This is a genomic window from Streptomyces sp. AK08-02 (genome assembly GCF_033795085.1).
Taxonomy (GTDB): Bacteria; Actinomycetota; Actinomycetes; order Streptomycetales; family Streptomycetaceae; genus Streptomyces; species Streptomyces echiniscabiei.
Window position 1 is genome coordinate 143,734 of sequence record NZ_JARAZV010000009.1, and the last position, 20,653, is coordinate 164,386.

Annotated in this window: 20 protein-coding genes; 9 read left to right on the forward strand and 11 right to left on the reverse strand. The window is 69.3% G+C overall.

Translation table 11 applies throughout. From position 1 onward, the window contains the following. The first annotated feature begins 407 nt into the window (after positions 1–407). Complete coding sequence (locus PV734_RS19905) at positions 408–1,547, forward strand: ABC transporter substrate-binding protein (protein WP_319094292.1); 1,140 nt, start codon at positions 408–410, stop codon at positions 1,545–1,547. Here the strand turns inward: PV734_RS19905 and PV734_RS19910 are convergent. From PV734_RS19910 to PV734_RS19920, 3 genes are all read right to left on the reverse strand, one after another. Further along, the gene (locus PV734_RS19910; RefSeq protein WP_319094293.1) at positions 1,498–1,884 is read right to left on the reverse strand and encodes an alcohol dehydrogenase catalytic domain-containing protein; all 387 of its coding nucleotides are present in this window, start codon (positions 1,882–1,884) and stop codon (positions 1,498–1,500) included. The two genes, PV734_RS19905 and PV734_RS19910, sit on opposite strands and share 50 nt — an antisense overlap. Positions 1,885–2,035: 151 nt before the next feature. After that, positions 2,036–2,245, reverse strand: coding sequence for a hypothetical protein (locus tag PV734_RS19915; protein ID WP_319290648.1), 210 nt, complete (start codon positions 2,243–2,245; stop codon positions 2,036–2,038). A gap of 108 nt (positions 2,246–2,353) precedes the next feature. Continuing rightward, positions 2,354–2,917: a GNAT family N-acetyltransferase gene (locus PV734_RS19920; RefSeq protein ID WP_319094295.1), complete on the reverse strand. Its 564-nt coding sequence runs from the start codon at positions 2,915–2,917 to the stop codon at positions 2,354–2,356. 180 nt (positions 2,918–3,097) lie between these two features. Here PV734_RS19920 and PV734_RS19925 point away from each other — a divergent pair, with 180 nt between their 5' ends. From PV734_RS19925 to PV734_RS19945, 5 genes are all read left to right on the forward strand, one after another. After that, positions 3,098–3,382, forward strand: coding sequence for a hypothetical protein (locus PV734_RS19925; protein ID WP_319290650.1), 285 nt, complete (start codon positions 3,098–3,100; stop codon positions 3,380–3,382). Positions 3,383–3,800: 418 nt separating this feature from the next. Next, positions 3,801–4,616, forward strand: a complete 816-nt coding sequence (locus PV734_RS19930) for a chitosanase (RefSeq protein ID WP_319094297.1) — start codon at positions 3,801–3,803, stop codon at positions 4,614–4,616. Between the two features lie 255 nt (positions 4,617–4,871). Then, positions 4,872–5,378 (forward strand): SigE family RNA polymerase sigma factor, encoded by a 507-nt coding sequence (locus PV734_RS19935; RefSeq protein ID WP_319290652.1) that lies wholly within the window; start codon positions 4,872–4,874, stop codon positions 5,376–5,378. 10 nt (positions 5,379–5,388) lie between these two features. Continuing rightward, positions 5,389–5,766 (forward strand): hypothetical protein, encoded by a 378-nt coding sequence (locus PV734_RS19940; RefSeq protein WP_319094299.1) that lies wholly within the window; start codon positions 5,389–5,391, stop codon positions 5,764–5,766. Continuing rightward, positions 5,763–7,493 (forward strand): dolichyl-phosphate-mannose--protein mannosyltransferase, encoded by a 1,731-nt coding sequence (locus PV734_RS19945; protein ID WP_319094300.1) that lies wholly within the window; start codon positions 5,763–5,765, stop codon positions 7,491–7,493. Before PV734_RS19940 ends, PV734_RS19945 begins: the two co-directional genes overlap by 4 nt. 114 nt (positions 7,494–7,607) lie before the next feature. Here PV734_RS19945 and PV734_RS19950 read toward each other — a convergent pair whose 3' ends face one another. Continuing rightward, complete coding sequence (locus PV734_RS19950) at positions 7,608–9,041, reverse strand: glycoside hydrolase family 43 protein (protein ID WP_319290654.1); 1,434 nt, start codon at positions 9,039–9,041, stop codon at positions 7,608–7,610. A 421-nt stretch (positions 9,042–9,462) separates the two neighbouring features. On the opposite strand from PV734_RS19950, the gene PV734_RS19955 reads away from it, so the two are divergent. After that, positions 9,463–9,621 (forward strand): hypothetical protein, encoded by a 159-nt coding sequence (locus PV734_RS19955; RefSeq protein ID WP_319094302.1) that lies wholly within the window; start codon positions 9,463–9,465, stop codon positions 9,619–9,621. A 338-nt stretch (positions 9,622–9,959) separates the two neighbouring features. Here PV734_RS19955 and PV734_RS19960 read toward each other — a convergent pair whose 3' ends face one another. Continuing rightward, positions 9,960–10,460 (reverse strand): peptidylprolyl isomerase, encoded by a 501-nt coding sequence (locus PV734_RS19960; RefSeq protein WP_006377106.1) that lies wholly within the window; start codon positions 10,458–10,460, stop codon positions 9,960–9,962. 189 nt (positions 10,461–10,649) lie between these two features. Beyond that, positions 10,650–12,851, reverse strand: coding sequence for an eCIS core domain-containing protein (locus tag PV734_RS19965; protein ID WP_319290656.1), 2,202 nt, complete (start codon positions 12,849–12,851; stop codon positions 10,650–10,652). A gap of 497 nt (positions 12,852–13,348) precedes the next feature. On the opposite strand from PV734_RS19965, the gene PV734_RS19970 reads away from it, so the two are divergent. Then, positions 13,349–14,467: a glycoside hydrolase family 5 protein gene (locus PV734_RS19970; protein WP_319094304.1), complete on the forward strand. Its 1,119-nt coding sequence runs from the start codon at positions 13,349–13,351 to the stop codon at positions 14,465–14,467. 140 nt (positions 14,468–14,607) lie between these two features. On the opposite strand, the gene PV734_RS19975 is transcribed toward PV734_RS19970, so the two are convergent. The 4 genes from PV734_RS19975 to PV734_RS19990 all read right to left on the reverse strand — a co-directional run bounded on the left by PV734_RS19975 (position 14,608) and on the right by PV734_RS19990 (position 18,133). Next, positions 14,608–15,567 (reverse strand): DUF1152 domain-containing protein, encoded by a 960-nt coding sequence (locus tag PV734_RS19975; RefSeq protein ID WP_319290658.1) that lies wholly within the window; start codon positions 15,565–15,567, stop codon positions 14,608–14,610. A 183-nt stretch (positions 15,568–15,750) separates the two neighbouring features. Continuing rightward, the gene (locus PV734_RS19980) at positions 15,751–16,584 is read right to left on the reverse strand and encodes a phosphotransferase (protein WP_319094306.1); all 834 of its coding nucleotides are present in this window, start codon (positions 16,582–16,584) and stop codon (positions 15,751–15,753) included. A gap of 115 nt (positions 16,585–16,699) precedes the next feature. Continuing rightward, positions 16,700–17,395, reverse strand: coding sequence for a TetR/AcrR family transcriptional regulator (locus tag PV734_RS19985; RefSeq protein WP_319094307.1), 696 nt, complete (start codon positions 17,393–17,395; stop codon positions 16,700–16,702). A 183-nt stretch (positions 17,396–17,578) separates the two neighbouring features. Further along, positions 17,579–18,133: a hypothetical protein gene (locus PV734_RS19990; protein ID WP_319094308.1), complete on the reverse strand. Its 555-nt coding sequence runs from the start codon at positions 18,131–18,133 to the stop codon at positions 17,579–17,581. A 270-nt stretch (positions 18,134–18,403) separates the two neighbouring features. Between PV734_RS19990 and PV734_RS19995 the strand changes: the two genes are divergently transcribed. Further along, positions 18,404–19,096 carry a response regulator transcription factor gene (locus tag PV734_RS19995; RefSeq protein ID WP_319094309.1) on the forward strand — a complete coding sequence of 231 codons (693 nt, stop codon included), beginning with the start codon at positions 18,404–18,406 and terminating at the stop codon, positions 19,094–19,096. On the opposite strand, the gene PV734_RS20000 is transcribed toward PV734_RS19995, so the two are convergent. Next, a complete protein-coding gene (locus tag PV734_RS20000) occupies positions 19,080–20,621 on the reverse strand; it encodes an aKG-HExxH-type peptide beta-hydroxylase (protein ID WP_319290660.1) in 1,542 nt (513 codons plus the stop codon). The genes PV734_RS19995 and PV734_RS20000 overlap by 17 nt on opposite strands. Positions 20,622–20,653 lie beyond the last annotated feature (32 nt).

The window sequence follows — 20,653 nt, forward strand, 5'->3', positions numbered from 1 at the left end:
TCCCACAGCAGACGACCCCGGTCGAGGTCCGACTCCGTACGCGCCGCGCGAATCCGGTAGGCGGACTGCGTCCATCCCGCACGCGCACCGGCGACCCGCCGGCCAAGTAGCGGGGCGGGGTCGTCGAGGCCGAGCGGTTCGTCCTCCCGGCCGTCGACGGTGAGGCCGACGACCCGCGCCCCCCTGTCTCTCGCCACCCACCCGCATAACCCACCGACCCACACAGCGGGCCCGGACGACCGCGAGGAAACGTTCAACCGTTCGGTTGAATGTCGGACTCCACCCGTGGGAAACGTTGCCCAAGCGTGGCCAACGGGGCAAGGATGGAGGCCGCCCGGCGCCCCGAAGCAATTGCCGGGGCACCGGCGACTTCGTACCCCACCCCCCGCCAGAGAGGCTTCCTCAGCATGTCCAGCTTCCTCAGCAGACGACGTGTCCTCACCACCGGAGCGGGCGCCGCCCTCGGTATCGGCGCGGTCGCCGCGAACACCGCCCCGGCCGCCGCCTCCCCAGCCACCTCCCACAGCACCACCCGGGGCGAGGAGCGAAGGACCCTCGACGAGCTCTACCGGGCCGCGCTCGCCGAGGGCGGCAAACTCGTCGTCTACGCCGGCGGCGACACCCCCACCCAGCAGGACGGCACCAAGGCAGCCTTCAAGGCCCGCTTCCCCGACATCGACCTGACACTGATCGTCGACTACAGCAAGTACCACGACGTCCGCGTCGACAACCAGTTCGCCACCGACACCCTGGTTCCGGACGTCGTCCAGTTCCAGACCCTGCAGGACTTCGACCGCTGGAAGCAGCAGGGCCGCCTCCTGCGCTACAAGCCCGCCGGCTTCGCCAAGGTCTACGACAAGTTCAAGGACCCCGAGGGCGCATGGGTCGCCACCGGAGCCATCGCCTTCAGCTTCATGTACGACACAGCGGCGGTCGGCGCGACCACACCACTCACCCCGCGCGACCTGGTCGACCCGAAGTGGAAAGGCAAGATCGCCTCCTCCTACCCGCACGACGACGACGCCGTCCTCTACCTCTACACCCTGTACGCCCAGAAGTACGGCTGGGACTGGGTCGCCAAGTTCGCCGCCCAGGACGTGCGGTTCGCCCGTGGCAGCAACACGCCCGGCGAAGCCGTCTTCGGCGGGCAGAAGGTCATCGGTGTCGGCACCGCCGGGTCCGCGGTCAGCACCGCTCCCGTGACGTTCGCCATCGGCGCCGGACACCCCTTCATGGCCTGGGGCCAGCGCACAGCCGTACTCAAGCAGGCGAAGAACACCACCGCCGCCAAGCTGTTCCTCAACTGGCAGCTGTCGACGGAGATGCAGAACGGCTCCTTCAACGGCTGGTCCGTCCGCACCGACATCACACCCCCGGCAGGCCTCAAGCCCATCTGGGAGTACCCCAACGCCCATGTCGACGGCTTCCCCCGCTTCATGTCCGACCGTGCCGCCGTCGAACGCTGGAAGCAGACCTTCGCCCTCTACTTCGGTGAGGTCAAGGGCGACCCCACCCCCGGCTCGCTCGGCCTGCACCCAGGGGCCTGACACGCTCCTTCCCGCGAAGGGCGAGGACTCCGGCCTTCTCCACCGGCTGCCGTGTCGCCGCGCGGCACGGTTTGCGGTGGCGCCGCCCCGCTCCCGCGGCGAGGTCCGCCACCGTCCCGCAGAACTCATGACCGAGGACGAGTGGAGCCGTGGCGCCGGAAGCCGGATGGGGCTCGGCGACCGGGATGGCGTGCGGCCCGTCGGCGTACTCGTGCAGATCGCTGCCGCAGATGGCGCAGTAGGCCACCTCGATGAGCACCTCTCCGATCCGGACCACGGGGACGTCCACCTCGGCGATGCGAACGTCCCCGGCTCCGTACCAGACGGCGGCCTTCATACGGTCGCCCCGGGCCGGACCGCGGGCCCTCGTCCGACCGTCTCCGCCACGACCGCACGCGAAAGGGCCGCAGCCTGCCCGACCCGGCTGCCCGGCTCCGCCGTTACGGTCTTCAGCGGGCCGGGGGCGGCCGTCGCGCCGTCGGCGGAGATCACCATCGGCAGCTGCCGCCCCCGTCGTCCGACGCCCGCCCCGCGAACAGCGGTGCGAGGGGGCCACCGGACGCCTCAGCGATCGTCACGACCACGTCGAGCACTCTGGCCGACACCCCATCAGGCGCCGTGTCGGCGCAGGACTTGGCTGCGGACGGGTGGAGGTCGCGCCGCAGGCGGGGCAGCGGCCCCTCGGCCGACGAAGCCATCCGTACGTCCGCTCGACCGTGCCGCGGTAGCCTCCGTCGGCCCAGGCTTCGAAGAGCTGGGCGGCGGACGGCCGCGGCGTCAACACGGAACGGCCGTTCGCGCCGTTGCTACTGCCGCCCCCACCGCTCCCTGGTGATCTCGTACCGTACGCCTCCATGCTCGGAGCCCTCGATCATCTCCATGCCGGAAGGGGTGGGGATGGTGCCCACGAGTGTCATTTCCAGCTTCTCCATGATGTTGCGCGAACCCCGGTTCACAGACATCGTCTCCGCCCAGACGATGCGCACACCGAGCTCCGTGAACGCCTTCTCCAGCAGGGCCCGCGAGCCCTCGGTGGCGTAGCCCCTGCCCCAGGCCGCCTGCCGCAGCCGGTAGCCGAGTTCGACCGCGTCCAGTGGCCCCTCCGGTTCGGGACGCAGGATGAACCAGCCGACGAACACGCCACCGTCCTTCTCCTGTGCGGCGAACAGTCCGAGATCGCCGCCCCACTTCTCGTAGCCGGCGAGGATGTTCGGGAGGTGGCGATCGCGGACGAGCTCCGGCGCGGTCGGACGGCCGCCGGTCAGGTAGCGCATCACCGCGGGGTCGCTGTCCAGCTCGATCAGCAGGTCCGCGTCATCGGCGGTGAAGCGGCGCAGGGCCAGGCGTTCGGTCTCCAGGTAGGTGTCCACAGGTCGATCGTGCCTGAGGCGAGTCGGGCAGCCCAACGGTTTTCGCTCGACAACTCGGGACTCGGGTGCGGTACCCGTGACATCGCACGACAGAGACAAGTACGGCCCGGTGCGGCCCCGTTGCCCGCAGCCCCTAGAGTTCGCCACGCCGGGAATCCCGCCGCGGCCCCTGGAGGAGCCTTGGACCTGCTTGAGGTACTTGATGAGGCAGTGGCCGCCCTCAAGGCGCCTCTGGGAGAGGTGGACCGGAGCCAGGGCTGGACCGATGACCTCCGACGAGAGATCCAGGAAGAGATCTCGGTCAGTCGTTCGGTGCTGCGTCGCCATGGCCCCGGCATGGTTCGGCACCTGCGTCCACGCCTGGACGAGTGGATGGAGAGCGAGAAGGTGCGGCCGGGGCGGCTTCGGCAGCTGGTGTCGGATGCACAGCGGCGCCTTGTGGAGGCTCGCGGCGCTGCGCGGTAACACCCTTGCCGAACTCGCCCTGCGGAACCGGCAGCCACCGGGCGATCGACTCGCCGACCGGAGTCCGGGAGCGCGCTCAGCCGGCGCACCTCGTGACGCGCAATGCCGTGAGGGCGTCGCGGGCCGCGCGCCCGGCCGCCGTTGAGTGATTCTCGACTGTTCGCGAATCCAGTCGAGTCCGTGTCGCCGAGGCCGCCCGGGAGACGGCTGCGCCGGGCCGGGTACGAGGCGTGGGCCACGCCGGTGCGACGCGCGATCTGTGAAGATCAGCCGGCCGCGGCGGGCCCACCGAGAACCAACTCCCTTCTCCTTGACGGGTGTACGCCATCCGCAAAGTCTGGTAGGAAACCTTCCTAACAGTCTGCTCGAACGATCGGGCACCTGGCTGAGCGCACGACCGAACCCCTGGAGGGACCCCGTGCAAACCCCCCACATACGCACGTCACGCCGCACGCTGCTCACCCTGATCGGAGCCTCCCTGGTGGTGGGCCCCCTCGTCGCGAGCCAGTCCGCGACCGCCGCCGCCGTCGGCCTGGACGACCCGGCGAAGAAGGAGATCGCCATGAAGCTGGTGTCCAGCGCGGAGAACTCGTCGCTGGACTGGAAGGCCCAGTACAAGTACATCGAGGACATCGGCGACGGTCGCGGCTACACCGCCGGAATCATCGGCTTCTGTTCCGGCACCGGCGACATGCTGGACCTCGTGGAGCTCTACACCCGGCGCAAGCCGGGCAACGTCCTGGCCAAGTACCTGCCGGCCCTGCGCGACGTCGACGGCAGCGACTCGCACCAGGGGCTGGACCCCGGCTTCCCCGCCGACTGGCGCCGCGCGGCCCAGGACTCGGCGTTTCAGCAGGCACAGAACGACGAGCGCGACCGTGTCTACTTCAACCCTTCGGTCAAGCAGGGCAAGGCCGACGGCATCGGCGTACTCGGGCAGTTCGCGTACTACGACGCGATCGTCATGCACGGCAACGGCGACGACAAAACCAGTTTCGGCAACATTCGCAAGCGGGCGCTGGCCAAGGCCAAGCCGCCGGCGCAGGGCGGCAACGAGGTGACGTATCTGAACGCCTTCCTCGACGCCCGGGTCTGGGCGATGAAGCAGGAAGAGGCCCACTCGGACACCAGCCGGGTCGACACCGCGCAGCGGGTCTTCCTCCGCAAGGGGAACCTGAACCTGGATCCGCCGCTGGACTGGAAGGTCTACGGGGACAGTTTCCACATCGGCTGACAGCATCGGCCGACAGCGGATCCCGGGTCCGTTCCGCCAGTCGGGACGGACCCGGGGTGCGTCCGGCGGAGGGTCCATGTGACCCACGCCATACGGTCAGGGTGCATAGCCAGGTGCTGCCCAGTGTCTTAGTGAAGGTGTAGGGGGTCCGCGGTCGCGCGGCGGCGTACGCGGTCGATGGACGTGTCCGCCGCTCCGCGCCGCGAAGACACGGCAAGGGCCGGCTAGTCCGGCAGGGGGCAAGGGGCGACACCGATGGGGCAGTTGCGGGCCGATGAGTTCGACCGCTTCGTGGCGGCTCGTTGGTCGGTGTTGCTTCACCTGGCGCGGCTGCTGACCGGCGGAGACCGGCACCGTGCCGAGGATCTGCTGCAAGAGGCGCTGGTCAAGCTCTGGTTCGCCTGGCCGAAGGTGGCCGAGCAGGCGCCCGAGGCGTACGTACGCAAGGTGCTGGCCCGTGCCGCGGCCCGCTCGGCTCGGCGCCGCTGGTGGGGCGAGCGCCCTGTGGACCAGTTGCCCGATCCGCCCGAGGTGTCCGACGCCACCGCCGCCGTGGACGAACGGACCCGGTTGGAGGCCATGTTGGCGTTGCTGCCGGCGCGGCAGCGCACCGCGGTCGTGTTGCGTTACTACCAGGATCTGCCCGAGCGGCAGGTCGCCGAGGTGCTGGGGTGTCCGGTGGGCACCGCCCGCTCTCTGACGACACGCGGTGTCGCGCGGTTGCGGCGGCTCATGTCCGACGCGGTCGAACCGGTGGAGTGAAGAAGGAGCCATGGATCACTTCGAGCAGGACCTGGCGCGGATGCTGCGTGACAGCCGACAGGACACGCCGTACGAGGACCGGCATCGGCTCCGGCTGCGAGCCGCCGTGCGCGCCCGGCAGCGGTTCCGGACGGCATGGGTGGCCACCGGTTCCGCGCTGGCGATCGCCGGGTGCGGAGTCGCACTGATGGCTCTGACGGACACTGTCGCCCACGGCGGGACCATGCCCAGGCCCCGCCCCGTCACCTCCGCCGAGACGATCCCGGGGCCGCCGGTGGTCCGCCCCGCGTCGACCGCCGAGGAGCGCTCGAATCCGGCCTCCACGCCGACCGCTCGGCCACGGTCGGCGCCGTACCGACTCGTGACGAGCGGAAAACCCACCACGTGATCCAGAAGAGCACGCCCGTCCCCGTCCCCGCGACCGGGAACGCGGCGGATCCCCCGTCGATCTCCTGGCGACGGCGGCTGCGCGGCTTCGGGTACGTCGGGCAGGCGCACGCGTCCGTGTACGACCGCCTCACCGCGCCCTTTCCCGCACCACAGCCACGGCAACGACCCTGGCCACAACTCCGCGACCCGCTCGGGCTGTCCCCGGCGCAGGCGCGCCGGGCGGGGTGGGGCTGGCCACTGCTGGTGGCGTTCTTCGCCGGGCTGCCACGCTTCTGGCATCTGGGCAGCCCCCGAGCGGTGGTGTTCGACGAGACGTACTACGCCAAGGACGGCTGGTCCTTGCTGCGGCTCGGCTACGAGGGCACCTGGCCGGACCGCAAGATCGCCGACCCGCAGATCATGGCCGATCCGCAGGTGATCCCGCTCTCCGACACCGGCTCCTTCGTCGCGCACCCGCCCACGGGCAAGTGGGTGATAGCCGTGGGCGAGTGGATGTTCGGTCTCACCCCGTTCGGCTGGCGCTTCATGACGGCGGTACTCGGCACGCTGTCGGTGTTGATGCTGTGCCGGGCGGGGCGCCGTCTGTTCCGTTCGACACTGCTGGGCTGCCTCGCCGGAGCGCTGATGGCGGTGGACGGCCTGCACTACGTGATGAGCCGCACCGCCCTGCTCGACCTCGTCGTCATGTTCTTCGTACTGGCGGCGTTCGCGAGCCTGCTCATCGACCGCGACCACGCGCGCGCCCGGCTCGCGGCGGCGCTGCCGGTCGACGAGGACGGTCGGGTACGCCCGGACGCGCACACCGGTGATCACGCCGGAACGGGAGTGCGGCCCTGGCGAGCGGCAGCGGGTCTCTTCCTGGGGCTGGCGGCATCGACCAAGTGGAACGGTCTGTACTTCCTCGTCCTCTTCGTGGTCCTCACCCTGCTGTGGGATGTCGGCTCGCGCCGCGTGGCCGGAGCGCGCCACCCCTACCGCGCGGTGCTGCGCAGGGACCTCGGCAGGTCGGTGCTGACCGTCGTTCCGGTCGCCGTGATGGCGTATCTGGCGACCTGGACCGGCTGGTTCCTGTCCGACGACGGATACGGACGTCACTGGGCGGACGGCCGTGGCGGCGTCTGGTCGTGGATTCCGGCGCCGTTGCGCAGCCTGTGGCACTACGAGTCGGGGGTGTACCGGTTCAACATCGGTCTGCACATTCCGCACAAGTACGAGTCGAATCCATGGAGTTGGCTGATCCAGGGTCGGCCTGTGCTGTTCCACTACCAGTCACCGAAACCCGGCACCGACGGCTGCCGCACGGCGACCGACTGCTCACAGGCGGTCCTCGCCCTGGGCACCCCGCTGCTGTGGTGGGCGGCGTGCTGCGCGCTCGTGTATCTGCTCTACCGGTGGGCGCTACGCCGCGACTGGCGTGCCGGCGCCATCCTGTGTGCGGTGGGTGCCGGTTATCTGCCGTGGTTCCTGTACCAGGACCGCACGATCTTCTCGTTCTACGCGATCGTCTTCGTGCCGTACCTGTGTCTGGCCGTCACCATGATGCTGGGAGCTCTGCTGGGCCCGCCGGGGGCGACTGAGAAGCGCCGGGTACGGGGCACGGTGGCCGCGGGTGTCCTCGTCCTGCTCATCGCCTGGAACTTCGTCTACTTCTTCCCGATCTACTCCGGGCAGACGATCCCGTACGCCGACTGGCACGCCAGGATGTGGCTCGACACCTGGATCTGAGCCCAGCCGCGCGGCGCGGAAGGGCTGGGGCGACCGGCCCCAGCGGTTCGGATCACTGAACCTGGGCCCGGTCGGCCGTTCACCCGGAGAATCCGGAGCAGTACCGCTGTCGGGTCAGCTCGTCACACGGAAGGTGGCGTCACCGCGTCCCGTCGCGGTGGTGATCGGGTCGAGCCGCAACTGGTAGGCGTAGTGGCGGATATAGCGGTCGGGGTGGTTGTACGACTGGAACGACGACCACGTCGAGTCGGCGAGCCCGGCGACCTGGTTGAAGGTGGCGTCCTGGGCGAACTGGCTGGTGCCGTCGTTGTGGACGAGCTGGAAGTCGGCTCCGTCCTGGCGCAGGAAGTACCCGGGGAAGTTCACCGACTCGAAGGAGACGGTCCCGGTGCCCGCGAGGCCCGTCCGCAGCCGGAATCCGGAATCCTCGGCCGGGCTGACGTTCGGGTCGATACGCACGTCGAAGTTGGTGTGCCGGACGTACCGGTCCTGGAAGTTGTACGACTGGAGGCGGTTGACCGCGGTGTTGGGCCAGCGGGCGAGGACGCGGTTCTCCTCTGCGGCCGTCAGGTTCAGGATCCAGCCGTGGCGCTTCTTGGTGCCGCCCATGTTGTAGCTGCTCGACGCCTGCTTCTGATAGGCGGCGGGATTGGACGGGTCTGTCGTCAGGACCGGCATGTACCCGCCGCTGGAGGCGTACTGGTCCAGGTAGAGGCCCCACTTGTCGGTGCCGTTGAACTTCATCCACATCGGGCCTTCGACCATCGCGCCGGTGAGGCCGATGCCGGAGAGGTTGCCGAGGTTGGTCCACGTTCCGAGGATCGAGTTGCTGCCTTCGAGGGTGATCTGGCCGTCGCCGGAGGCCCTTACGTAGCGGTAGTTGCCGACGCCGGACGGCACCTCGATGATCTGGGTGTCGATGATCTCCTGGGCTCCGGGGCGGTCGATGTAGATCTGCGGGGTGCTGATGGTGCGGAAGTCGCTGGTGTGGGCGTAGAAGATGCGGTGCTTGGTCGCGCCGTTGAAGGGCACGTTCGTCGCCCAGTACACGATGTAGTCATTGCTTGCCGGGTCCCAGATGGCCTCCGGCGCCCACGCGTTGCGCCCGTCGGGGATGGCGCCGGCGACGTTCAGCAACCGCGGTTGCGACCAGGTGACCAGGTCCGTCGACTCCCACACCACGAGGTTGCGGCTGCCGTCGTTGATGGACTGACTCCAGCTCTGCCCGCAGGAGATGCACAGGTCGGTCGCGATGATCCAGTACTTGCTGCCATCGGGCGAGCGCACCAGTGCGGGGTCACGCACGCCCTTCGTGCCGACCGTGGAGCGCAGGACCATCCCGCCGCCGTTGAGGTCGTTCCAGTGCACGCCGTCCGTGCTGTGCGAGAGGTACATCTGCTGGTTGGTCGACCCCTCCCCGGTGAAGTGCACCATCAGGTAGCCCGGGTCGGCGGCGGCGGCCCGCTGCGGCGTTGTCAGGGCCTGGGAAGTGAAGAGCAGGCCGGCGACGACCAGTATCGTCGCCAGCCGGGAGAGAACCGCACGCATGTACATCTCCTGTCGTTCTGGGGATGCCTCTACCGGACAGCCCTTCCGGTCGGCGCCCTCGGCGGGGCCAGGCGTCGATGCGGAGGCCGATGTCAACGTCGGTGAGGACGGTCCCGCGCAGGCGTCATGCTCCGGGAGTGAACGATCGGCATGGGGTCCCTCCGGAGCGCGACAACCAAACCCACCAGCTTGGTCGATATACCGAACGGAGCACGTTCCGTCGAACCGCTCGGCGCTGAAGCTAGGGCCCACCCCATGGAGAAGTCAACGGTGGCGGTCGTATTCGATTTCCGCAGGCCTCGGCGTCGCGGGACCGGTAGCGACCGATCAGGAGCCTCGACGAGACCCCTACCGGACGGGCCCAGGGCATGAACCGCATCGCCTTGTCGAACCGCGCGACGGCGGAGACGGGGAGGAAGCCATGGGGACCGGTGCCGTCCCGACGACCCGCGCGGCCACCGAACCCCGGCTGGGCTCACGGGATGTGACGTTCCGTCAACTCGACTGCGGGCACGGGATGTTCATCGACCGGAGGCCGGTCCACCGCCGGATGCGACGGCGCGGGACCGCTCATGTGTGACGTGTCGGCGCATCGCCGGAAATGCGGCGCATCATGCCGCCGTACGGGGCCGGCCGTGCTCTCGTCGGGCTGTCGGCCACGACCGCCGGCCGGTACTCGTGAACGGGCCGGCCGTTCTCCGCCGGGCGGGCGACGCAGGAGACCTCGACCGTCACCCGTGTGCGCCCCGGGCCGGTGGTGGAGGTCCGCGTCGGCGCCCGGGACAGGGCCGGGCGCCGACGGCACCCGGCCCGCGGGCGCCGCGCCGAGCCCGGCCTGTCCCCCCGTTGACGTCGCGTCCTCCGGCAGCCCTGGACACTCACCGTGTCCAGTAGCCGCAGGCGCGCTACGGACGATGATCAGGCGGGGGAAACGACGCCGCTCTCCTCGATGACGAGCTTCTTCGAGGTGGCGCCGGAGCGGTTGCCGAGCGCCTCGATCGTCTTGACGATGTCCGCGCCCTCGACGACCTCGCCGAAGACGACGTGCTTGCCGTCGAGCCACGGAGTCACCACGGTGGTGATGAAGAACTGCGAGCCGTTGGAGTTCGGACCCGCGTTGGCCATGCTCAGCAGGAACGGCCGGTCGTGCTTGAGCTGGAAGTTCTCGTCGGCGAACTTCTCACCGTAGATGCTCTTGCCGCCCGTGCCGTTGCCGTTGGTGAAGTCACCGCCCTGCAGCATGAACTCGGGGATGACACGGTGGAAGGGGGCGCCCTTGTAGCCGTAACCGTTCTGGCCGGTGGCCAGCTCGCGGAAGTTGCGGGCGGTCTTCGGCACGACATCGTCGAACAGCCGGAAGACGATGCGCCCGAGGTCCTCACCGTTCGCGGAAACCTGGAAGTAGACGTTCTCACTCATGTCGACGATTCTCCACCATGGGCGCGGGTCCGCGGGACCCGGCCCCGCATCCGTCACTCCCTGTCGCGTCTTCGTCGCCCAACGGACCGGCCCGCCCGCTCGTGCGGCCACCCCCGGCCGACGTTCACCGCGCCCTGCGGACACATGCGGTCCCGCGGCCGGGCCCTCGGGTCCGTAGGGCCGCTGTCGTCAGGACCTCGGCTGCGCCCTGGGCCCGACCAGGCCTTCGTACAGGGCCCGCCGTTCCTTCGAGCCGTCCTCGGTCTCCGCCAGCGCGGCGTCCCACTGCTTCTTGATCTCGTCCAGGAAGGTGCGCCAGTCGCCGCTGGCATGGGACTTGCCCATCTCCCCGAGTTCGACCAGGCGTTCGTTCTTGCCCAGCCCGCCCGAGCCGACCTTGTCACCCTTGTGGCCGTGCATGACCGACTCCGGGTTGGCGGTGGCCTCGGTGGAGCGGAAGTCGTGCTCGTAGCCCACCGGACTGGCGGCGTGGGGCGCGAGGGTCTCGATGCCGATCTGCAGCGAACCGTCCTTCTTCGTGGTCGGCCGGTGGTGGACCAGCAGCATGTGGCCGTACGACCCGTTCGGCAGCACCACATCGCCGTTCCAGTCCTTGGAGCCGAGACCGCCGCCGGAGATGTCCTGTCCCCACAGGTCCGGACGATCGGCACCGAGGGACAGCGCGTTGGTGGCCGACGCCAGGAGGCCCCCCTTCTCCTTGAACGCGCCGGGCCTGCCCTCCTTGTTCGCTCCGATGGAGGTCCGGTGCGTGGCGAAGCCGCGATCGATGACGTCCCCCGCGCGAGTGTTCGAACTGTCGTCCTGGGTCACGCCCAGGAACTCGGGCAGTGAGTAGGCCGGGGCGTCGGCGGAACTCAGTGCGGGGATACGGATGTTCACCCGGCCGCCGTGGGCGAGGGCGCGGATGACGTCCTTCTCGTAGTCGGCCACGTGCGCCCCGGCCTCCGGGTCGTACAGCTTCAGCCCGTGCTGCAGGATGAGCAGCACCTTGGTGAGCATCTCGCGGGCCCGCGCGTCCTTCGCCTCGTGGGTCGACGCCGTGCTCACACCTTTGCCCTTGCCCTTGGCTGTCGCCGGGCTCGCCCCGGGAACGCCGTCCGGGTGCCGGCGCTCGGGTGCGATCCCGGCCGGGTGAAGGGTGTCGACGGCCGTCTCCCGGATCTGCTGATCGCGCTCCCCCTCCAGGTTCTCCTTCTCCTGCGGCTCGACACCGGGCGCCTTGGTGATCATGAACCGGCCGAGGGTGTAGTCCGGCGAGATGGGCGTGCCCTGGCCCGCCCCGCGTACGGCCGGGTGGTTGGCACGGACGGCCAGGGTGGCCGTGAGGACGCGCTTGCCCGCGGGAAGCGTCAGCCAGTCCTTGAACCCGCCCTCACTGTATTTCTCGGCCTGCTCGTAGGTGCCGATGCCCACCTTCTGGAGCCACTCCGCGTTCACCGAGGAGAGGTGCTTGATGTCGTCCAGGTCCTGGTCGTTGAACGCCTCGCCGCGCATCACCCTCCGGTCGAGGGTCTTCCTGAGCCTGGCCGGCCCTTCGCGCATCCACTGTTCGGGCCACCAGGTGCCCGGCGCGAAAACGTTCTTCTTCGTCTTCTTCTGGACCGTGTGCAGTTCGATCGACTGACTCAGACGGGCGATGACCTCCGCCCCAGCGGCCTGTTTCCCTGCCCCTTCGGCCGCCGAACTCTGCTCTGCCTGCTCGGGCTCGGCGGCACCCCCGGTCACTGCGCTCTGCCCCACCCGCTGAACGGACGCCGGACCGGTCCGCGGATGCGCGTGGCCGTGCTCCGCGTGGTCCGACCGGTGGTCGTGCTCGGCGGGCAGGCGCTGGACGGGTGCGGGGGTGCCCATCACCTGGTCGGCCATCGCGACCGCCCGGCGTTCGCCCTCGTCGCCCTCGCTCGAGATACTCAGGCCCGCGCCGTTGTCGGTGCCCGGTACGGGTCCCGCCGCCTGGTCGAGGGTGTGCGCCAGCTCGTGCGCCCAGTCCTTCTTGGACATCCCGCCACCGTCGACGATGTGCGCGCCGCTGGTGAACGCCCTGGCCTCCACCGCGGCGGCCGCCCGCTGCGCCGCCGGCCCGTCATGCACCTGCACACCGCTGAAGTCGGCGCCCCCGAACCGCTCCTCCATCTCGCCGAGCAGCGCGGTGTCGAGAGGCCGCGACGACGACCGTATACCCTCGTCCACCGCGGCCCGCTGCACCTGGGGCAGGCCGCCGGTCTCCGTCGCCCGGTCGGCCCCGCCCGTGGCCACGCGCTGCAGATGACGTATCCACGCACTGCTCATCGCCGTCGGCGCCTTGGTCCGGCGTGTCGCGTCCGATGCCCGCCCGCCGGCCTCGCGGTGCTCCCGATCAACGGAGTGCACAGGTGATCCTCCTTGGTAACTGAGCTGCCCTGTACACCCGTTGTAGACGAAGCCCTCCCCACGGCGGAAGGACCCAAGGGGCAGCGTCCGGGATCCCCGGGGTCCCGTCGGCAATGTGGCCGAGCCGCCTGCCGCACGTCGCGACCTCGGCCGTGGAACCTTCCGCCACCCGCGTCCTCGCCCCGTATGCCCGGCCTGCCGTCCGGCACCCCCGAAAACGTCACCGCGAGGCGGAACGACCCGTGACAGGGCCTGTCGCACACACGACGCCACCAGGGGGTCGGATCGCGCCCCGAGTCGCATCCACCCGGACCACGACAGCTTGTGGATCACCTGGAAGAATGGCCCGCCAACGCCACCCGGCCATGACGCGCCTCCTACGGGAGCACGCGGCGACCATGGCGTCCGGTTTCGCTGAGCAACCTCGCACCCCGACTTTCCCGGCGTGAGGCGCGTACGGGATGCGCTCCACGCAACACCCCCCATCGGGAGACACGATGAGAGTTCGTCACTCAACTGCTGGAAGCCGCTGGGCAGCAGGCGCTCTCGCCATGCTGCTGGGCCTGATCGGAGCGCTGCTCGTGCCCGAGCCGGTGTCCGCCGCACAGGCTGCTGACAGTACGTCCGTCACCGGGCATGCCGCCTCCGCCACGGCGTTGCCCACCAGGCTGCGCGGAGTCAACCGTTCCGGCACCGAGTTCATGTGCGTGCAGAACCGGGGCATCTTCGACGGCCCCGCCGACGGCAACTCGATCCAGGCGATCAAGAACTGGCAGGCCAACGTCGTCCGCGTTCCACTCAACGAGGACTGCTGGCTCGGCATCAACGGCGTCAACTCCGCCTACAGTGGCACCAATTACCGTAACGCCATCTCCGACTACGTCTCCCGGCTCCGCCAGGCCGGCCTGTACGTCATCCTCGAACTGCACTGGAGCAGCGGTGTCCACATAGGCTTCGGCTCCAGTTGCTGGACGTACGCCTCGCAGTGCCAGAAGCCCATGCCCAACAGCGACCACACTCCGGACTTCTGGAAGTCGGTGGCCAACACCTTCAAGAACGACCAGGCTGTCGTCTTCGACCTGTTCAACGAGCCCTTCCCGAACCTGGTGATGTTCGACCACAACGCCTCGTGGAAGTGCTGGCGCGATGGGGGTTCGGCCTGCGTCGGCTTCCTCTACTCCGTGGCCGGTATGCAGACTCTCGTCAATACCGTGCGGTCCACCGGCGCGACCAACTACATCATGGTCGGCGGCATCAACTACTCCAACGACCTGACGGGGTGGCTGACGTACGCGCCCTCGGACCCGGCCGGGAAACTCGTGGCGTCCTGGCACTCGTACAACTTCAACAGCTGTAACACCCAGAACTGTTGGGACTCCCAGATCGCACCCGTCGCCGCCCGTTATCCGCTGGTGGTCGGTGAGATCGGCCAGGACGACTGCGCCCACGGTTACATCGACACCCTCATGAACTGGCTGGACAACCGGGATCTCGGCTACCTGGGCTGGACCTGGAACACATGGGACTGCAAGTCCGGACCGTCCCTCATCACCGACTACAACGGGACCCCGACCGCCTTCGGACAGGGACTCAAGAACCGCCTCGCCACCGGCTGACCGGAGAGCGGGCGGAGTTCGGACGGGTGGGGTTGCTCCGGCAACACGGGAGCAGCCCCACCCGTCCGCACGACCCGCCGGCACGTCAGGAGGAACCGATGTCGCGCCGTTCCGAAGGGCGCGCCGCGTTCAGTGTGGGATCAGTGGGGGAAACCACGGGGTGGGCGAGTCACTCTTGACTCGCGGAACTCGGCTATCCGCGAATGGACTTGGCGCATCAGGTAGGTGTCCTCGATCCGGTCAAGGTAGAGGCAGCGGGCGGCCAGGCCGGGGAGGTCGAAGGCGAAGTACAGGGACATCAGCGGGTTCACGAACAGCTCGCTCCCGCGCGTGCGATCAGTGAAACGGACGTCACCGAAGGAGCCGCGCACTGCCGCGGCGATCGATCCGTTCACGATGCTGGGGTGCTCCGGGGTGTGCTGCTGAGCGTGTGCCACCGCGTCGAGGTAGAGAGCGCCCTCCCGGGTGGCCCGCGGTATCGAGAACGCGCCGAGGTACGCACCGTCACGCTCCAGCGCGGCGATGTTCTCCAGTACGTGCACGTGATTGACACCGTGGTATGCGTCCACGCCGAAGCCCACCGACACCACGAGCCGGGTCGGGATGCCGTCCAGCGCTGCCAGCGCCGCCACGCTGGTGAGGTCCTCCTCGGGAGTGCCGAGCCCGGCCTCGTCACCGCGCATCAGGATGTCCGTTCCGCCGTCGACCAGCACCACGGCGTCGATGTCGTGCAGTTCGATCAGCGCCTGGTAGGCGGCACGCAGCGGACGTACCCCGGTCTGCGGGAAGGCGTAGACGGTCGACGGATAGCCGTGCCGGCGCAGCCACTGCGCGAGGGTTCGCTCCGGGAAGTAGTTCTGGTGCGGGGCGGAGCCGGGAGTGACTGCGGCCAGGTCGGGGGCGGCCCAGTCGTCGAGCGGGAGTCCGGCGAGTGCGCTGAAGGACAGGTTGGCGAGATGTACCTGCCTGCCCTGATGCAGGAGGGAAAGGGCCAACGGCAGACCGGAGTAGATGTCGAAACCACCACCCGCGCCCGCGACGAGGATCCGTTCGGCATCGGCGAGGCGGGTGAAGAGAGGGTTGGCGTGGAGAGACGTCATGACGGTCATTGTCCGGGGACCGGTGCCTTCTCCGGACGCCGAAGTGTCCGCAAGCCCGGCCGAGCCGAGCCGGACTGTCACGTCACGCACCCGTCACGTCGAAGACCGTGACACCGGCCCGGTTGGCAGGTCCCACCACAACGGATGGGAGAGCTTCGGCCCTCTGTCTCCGGCTCGGACAAGTCAGCAGCGGTCGAGGGCGGCACGAACCCGGTCGAGTCCCTCAGCTCGCCGGCGGTCCCGGTCAGGCATCTGATCGCTCTGGCGCCAGCGCCAGGCCGAGAACATCGCCCAGTTGAGCGCGCGGCACCGGTGAATCAGGTCCTGGTCGGCCCCGGCGTAGTGCTGTCCCACTTCTTCGGGCGCATGAGCGAGGTCGAACTCGATCGGCCCACGGCAGCATGTGGCGAGGTCCACGAAGAGTGGCCCTCTCCTCGTGTTGAGGAGGTTCCCCGGATGCGGCTCTCCGTGCAACAGCTGTTCGTCGGCTGTCGAGCTGCTGATCGCGGTGCTCAGTCCGCTGAGGGTGTCACTGAGGAACCGCCGGTCGGCGTCGTGCAGTTCGGGTGACCGCGCCCGGTCGTTCACCTCTCTCAGCGCTCCGGCGACTCGCTCGGTGAAGTGCGGTGCATCCAGATCGACCTGCCGCAGTGCGGCATGGTGCCGACTGAACGCGTCCGCGTAGTCGGCCGGTGCGATCTCTGCTCCCACCGGCTCGTAGTAGGTCCACAGGGAGATGGCGAAGGCGGCACGCACATGGACACGGGGTTCGACCCTGGGGTCCAGCTCAGCCACCGGGGCGTCGATGTCGGTGAGACGGCGAGCGACCTCCACTTCGAACTCGGAGTCGGCCAGATGCCCCACGGGAGCGACCCGGGCCAGCACCCCGCACGGGATCAGGTGCAGCGCGACCCGGTCCGAGTTGTGGATGACGACCGCGTCGTCGACCTGAAGGCCGAGTTCCGAAGCTGTCGCCCGTCCTTCCTCGACTGCTCGACGAAGTTCATGTGGCTGCATACCGTCTTCTTCTCTGCCGAGTGCACGTACCTGCCTGGGAGCAGACAGCGACGCTGGTCGGTACAGCGATGTGCTGCTCGTGGTGTTCGACGGTGAAGCGGCCCGGTCCCCGGGGTCAGCCGCTCTTGCCCGGCGCCGGCGCGGAAGTGCCCCGGCCGGCCCGGAGCATCGCCTGGTAGAGGGGTTCGTGCCCGGGTGAGGCGGGCAGGGGGCCGCGCGCCGGGGTCTCGAGAGACTGGATGAGCAGGGCGACGACGCGTCGCCAGGCGTCCGGGGCCTCGTCGCCGGTGGCGTTGACTACGCCGGTGTTGGCCATGTGGATCAGTACCAGGTCCGAGGGGTCGAAGTCCTCGCGCAGGCGGCCGGTGGCCTTGGCGCGGTCGATGAGGACCAGCATGGCCTGGTACGCCTCGTTGCGTCGTTGCTCCAGGACCTTGGCGGTGGGGAAGGTCATGGTCAGGACGTCGGCGAAGCCGCTGTCGGTGGCCTGCATGGCGCAGGCGGCCTCGATGTAGCCGACGAAGCCGTTCCAGGGGTCGGGGTCGTCCAGGGCGACGGTGACCGCGTCGGCGTAGGCGCCCATGCGGTCGGAGAAGACCGCGTCGACCAGTTCCTCCTTGGTGGGGAACCGGCGGAACATGGTGGCGATCCCCACGCCCGCCTCGCGGGCCACGGAGGCCATGGACGCGTTCAGCCCTTCCCGCGCGAACACTGTGCGCGCGGCGGCGATGATCCGCTCCCGGTTGCGCTCGGCGTCACTGCGCAGAGGCTGGGCAGCGGGAGCGTCGGGGTGCTGGGCGCCAGGATTCATACCCGTCAGCCTATCGATCGGGATGCCCTGTCCCTTTTCGCCGCCGCTGCTGACGCCGCGCGGGCAGACCGGCTCGTGCGGGGGCACCTCCGCGGGTCTTCGGCGAGCTGACGGAAGCGGTCACGCATTCCCTGCCGTGGCCGCTCGTCGGGTCAGCGTCGACACCGGGCAGCCCTGACGCGGCTACCAGGTGTGCGCCACGTCCACCACCACGCGTCCGGGCAGTACCAGTACGCGGAACGGCAGTACGGCCCGGACACCGAGTCCGATGTGGGTGGCGTTGTAGTAGTAGCCGCCGAACTTGGCGTCCCTGAAGGTCCGGTAGCCGGTGAAGTCCAGACCCGGCAGTGGATCAGCCAGTTCGACCGGATACTGCGACTGGTTGACCGGTGCGGTGACCTCGATCTCGATGACCGCCCCGCCCTTGACGGGAATCCCGGTCTGGGACGGGATGTGGTTGAGGCCATCCACGTACTGCACCCAGTACAGGGCCGGATCGGCGGTGGTCATGCCCGGAATGTCGAAGACGATCCGGTCGTAGCAGGCGTGACGGCCGGTCCGGACGTTCGCCAGGGCACCGGTCATCGCGATCGATCCCGGTTCCGACTTGTTCTGGCTCCCCCAGCCCGTCTCGCAGGCGGCGGTCTGCGGTGCGGCAGCGTCGGCGGCGACCGGAATGGCGCCTCCCCCTGCTAATACCAGCGCCAGCGTTGCCAGCACCGTTGTCATGCGTTTCATCGGCGAGCAGCCTCCTTCTGGTTCCCGTGTGGTGCGATGCCCTGTCAGACAATCGGGACAGCCGGATGGTTGGACGCGTCTATCGCCAGGTTTCGGAAATTCCGCTCCGAACCTCCCTTTCGGCGAGCTGTCGAGCACCCAACCTCCCTGCCGGCCATGGCCGTTGACGGACTCGCCGACGAATGCACCGGCGTGAAGCCGGGTAGCCGATAGGCTGCGGCAACGACTCCGGACCGGCTCGGGAACCCAGTTGTGAGGATGGACTCAGGAATGGCCGATGCGGTCCGCGATGCCGGTGCGCGCGTGGTGTTGATCGAGAGCATTCCTCTGATGCTGCACGGCTTACGGGCCGCGCTGGAGGGCGACGGATTCACCGTCCCCGGCGCGACCGGAGACCCGCACACGGGAGTGCGGGCGGTGCTCGAACAGCGGCCCGACGTGGTCTTCGTCGACCTCGATCTGCCCGGTAGTACGGGAGTCGGGCTGCTCCGGCGGCTGCACCGACAGAGTCCGACGACCCGGATGATCGCCGCGGTGTCCCCGCAGCACGACGACGACAGCCTCCTGCTGGCCGCGCTGACCGCCGGCGCGACGGGCTATCTCCTCAAGGACACGGAGACCGCGGACCTCCTGCGCATCGTGCGGGCCGTGCAACGGGGTTGCGTCACACTCGGCCCCCGGATCGGCGACAGTCTCTCCGCCCTCCTCACGCGCCTGGCGGGAACCGATGAGATCCCTCGGTTCCCGGCGCTCACCAACCGGGAGCAGGAAGTGCTGCGGCTGGTCTCCCTCGGCTACGGAAACCGTCGGATAGCACGGGAGTTGTTCATCTCGGAGAAGACCGTGCGCAACTACGTCTCGGCCATTCTGCCGAAGATCCACGCCTCCAGCCGTTCGGAGGCCATTCTTTCCGTACGGCTGTCAGGGCCCCCGGCGGGAGGAAGCGTCAGCCGAGTCGGGTGACGAGGCCCGCGGCCACGAGTTGCCGCACGCTGTCGCCCACGTGCCGGTCGGCCTCGGCGGAGCCGGGCGTCAGTCCGGCCGCGTCGGCGTACGCGGCGCGCAGCGAGTCGAGGTCCCGGCCGTCACACAGCGAATAGACCGTCCACGAGCGCGAGTTGAGCCAGTGCATCCGGGCCGAAGCAGCGTCACCGACGAGGAGCTGGCCCAGGCCGGGCAGTGCGCACGCGTCCACCGGGGTGACCCGCTGGTAGGCACCCGTGAGCGGCGCGACGGCGGACGGCCCGTCCGCCGTTGTCCCGGCACGGTCCTGGGGTGTCGGCGCGTCCTTGTCCACCAGGCGGAGCACGGCGAGGAGCCAGCGCGCGAACCGGTGCCCGTTCTCGGTCAACGCCTCTTCGGGCAGTGCCAGGACGCGTTCGGCGAGGTAGCGCGCCCGTTCCTCGCTGGTCCGGTGACTTCCGTGCAGCGCGGCGGGGGTGCCGGGGCTGGGTTCGTCGATGACCTCGGCCGCCGGGGGTGGGCCGAACCGCTTGCGGACCGCCTGGTCGGCGGCGGTGGCCGCGGCCTGGAAGACCAGCAGGTGCACGTAGAAGTGGAGGGCGACGAAGACCCGGATGACCGTCCAGGACCCGATGCGCCACGGGATCGGAACCCGTTCCGTGGCGTTCCTGACCACGGAGCCGGTCCGCAGCGCGTCGAAGAGCTTGAGATGGGAGCCCTCGTGCAACAGGCTTTCGGCGGCGAGCCACGGGCTCGTACAGCGTTCGGGGGCCAGCAGCACCGACGACGGGAGCGGGTCGCCACCGGACATCGACTGGAGAGGTCCTTCCTGGGTCTCCCGGCGGGTGAAGCCGACCATGGTGATGTGTCCGAGCACGCTCGCGCCTGTCACCGGCATCAGTGACGCGAGGAGTTCCGCGCCCTCCCGCAGGATGGCTCGGTCGGCGCTCGTCGGACTGACCGGGGCCTGCGCCTGGGCGGGGCCGTCGCCGAGCGCGTCGCGGTACAGCTCCATGAGTCGGTCGCCGAGCATCTCGTCCACCGGGTCGCGTGGCTTCAACTCGGTGAGGAGCCAAGCGTTCCCGAGGCCGGGCCAGGCGCGGCGGCGCGGCTGGGTGAGACCTTCGCAGGGTCCCGTCGACGGCGGGTCGGTCACCGGCCGTTCGCCTCTGTACTCCACCAAGTACCCGCCGAGCGCGCTGCGTTCGAGCGTGCCGTTCTCCAGGCGCAGGATGTCGTCCTCGAAGCACTGGCGCAGCACCGGGTCGAACAACAGCGGCCGCAGCCGTTCCTCCGGTTCCGCGGCCGTCGTACGCAACGCCTGCGCGCAGCTGTCGTCCCGGTGGGCCAGCATGGTCAATCCCAGCCGAAACCGGGCGAAGTTGCGCTCACCGACGGCTGCCGAGTCGCCGAACTGCCGGTCGGCACAGAGCAGGGAGTCGGCCCGGGCGACCGCGTCGGATGCGCGAAGGCCGGTGGAGGGGAGACCGGTGGACGGAGGTTCGGTGGCGGGAAGCTCGGACAACAACGACGAACCGTCCTTCGATATCGGGCGGC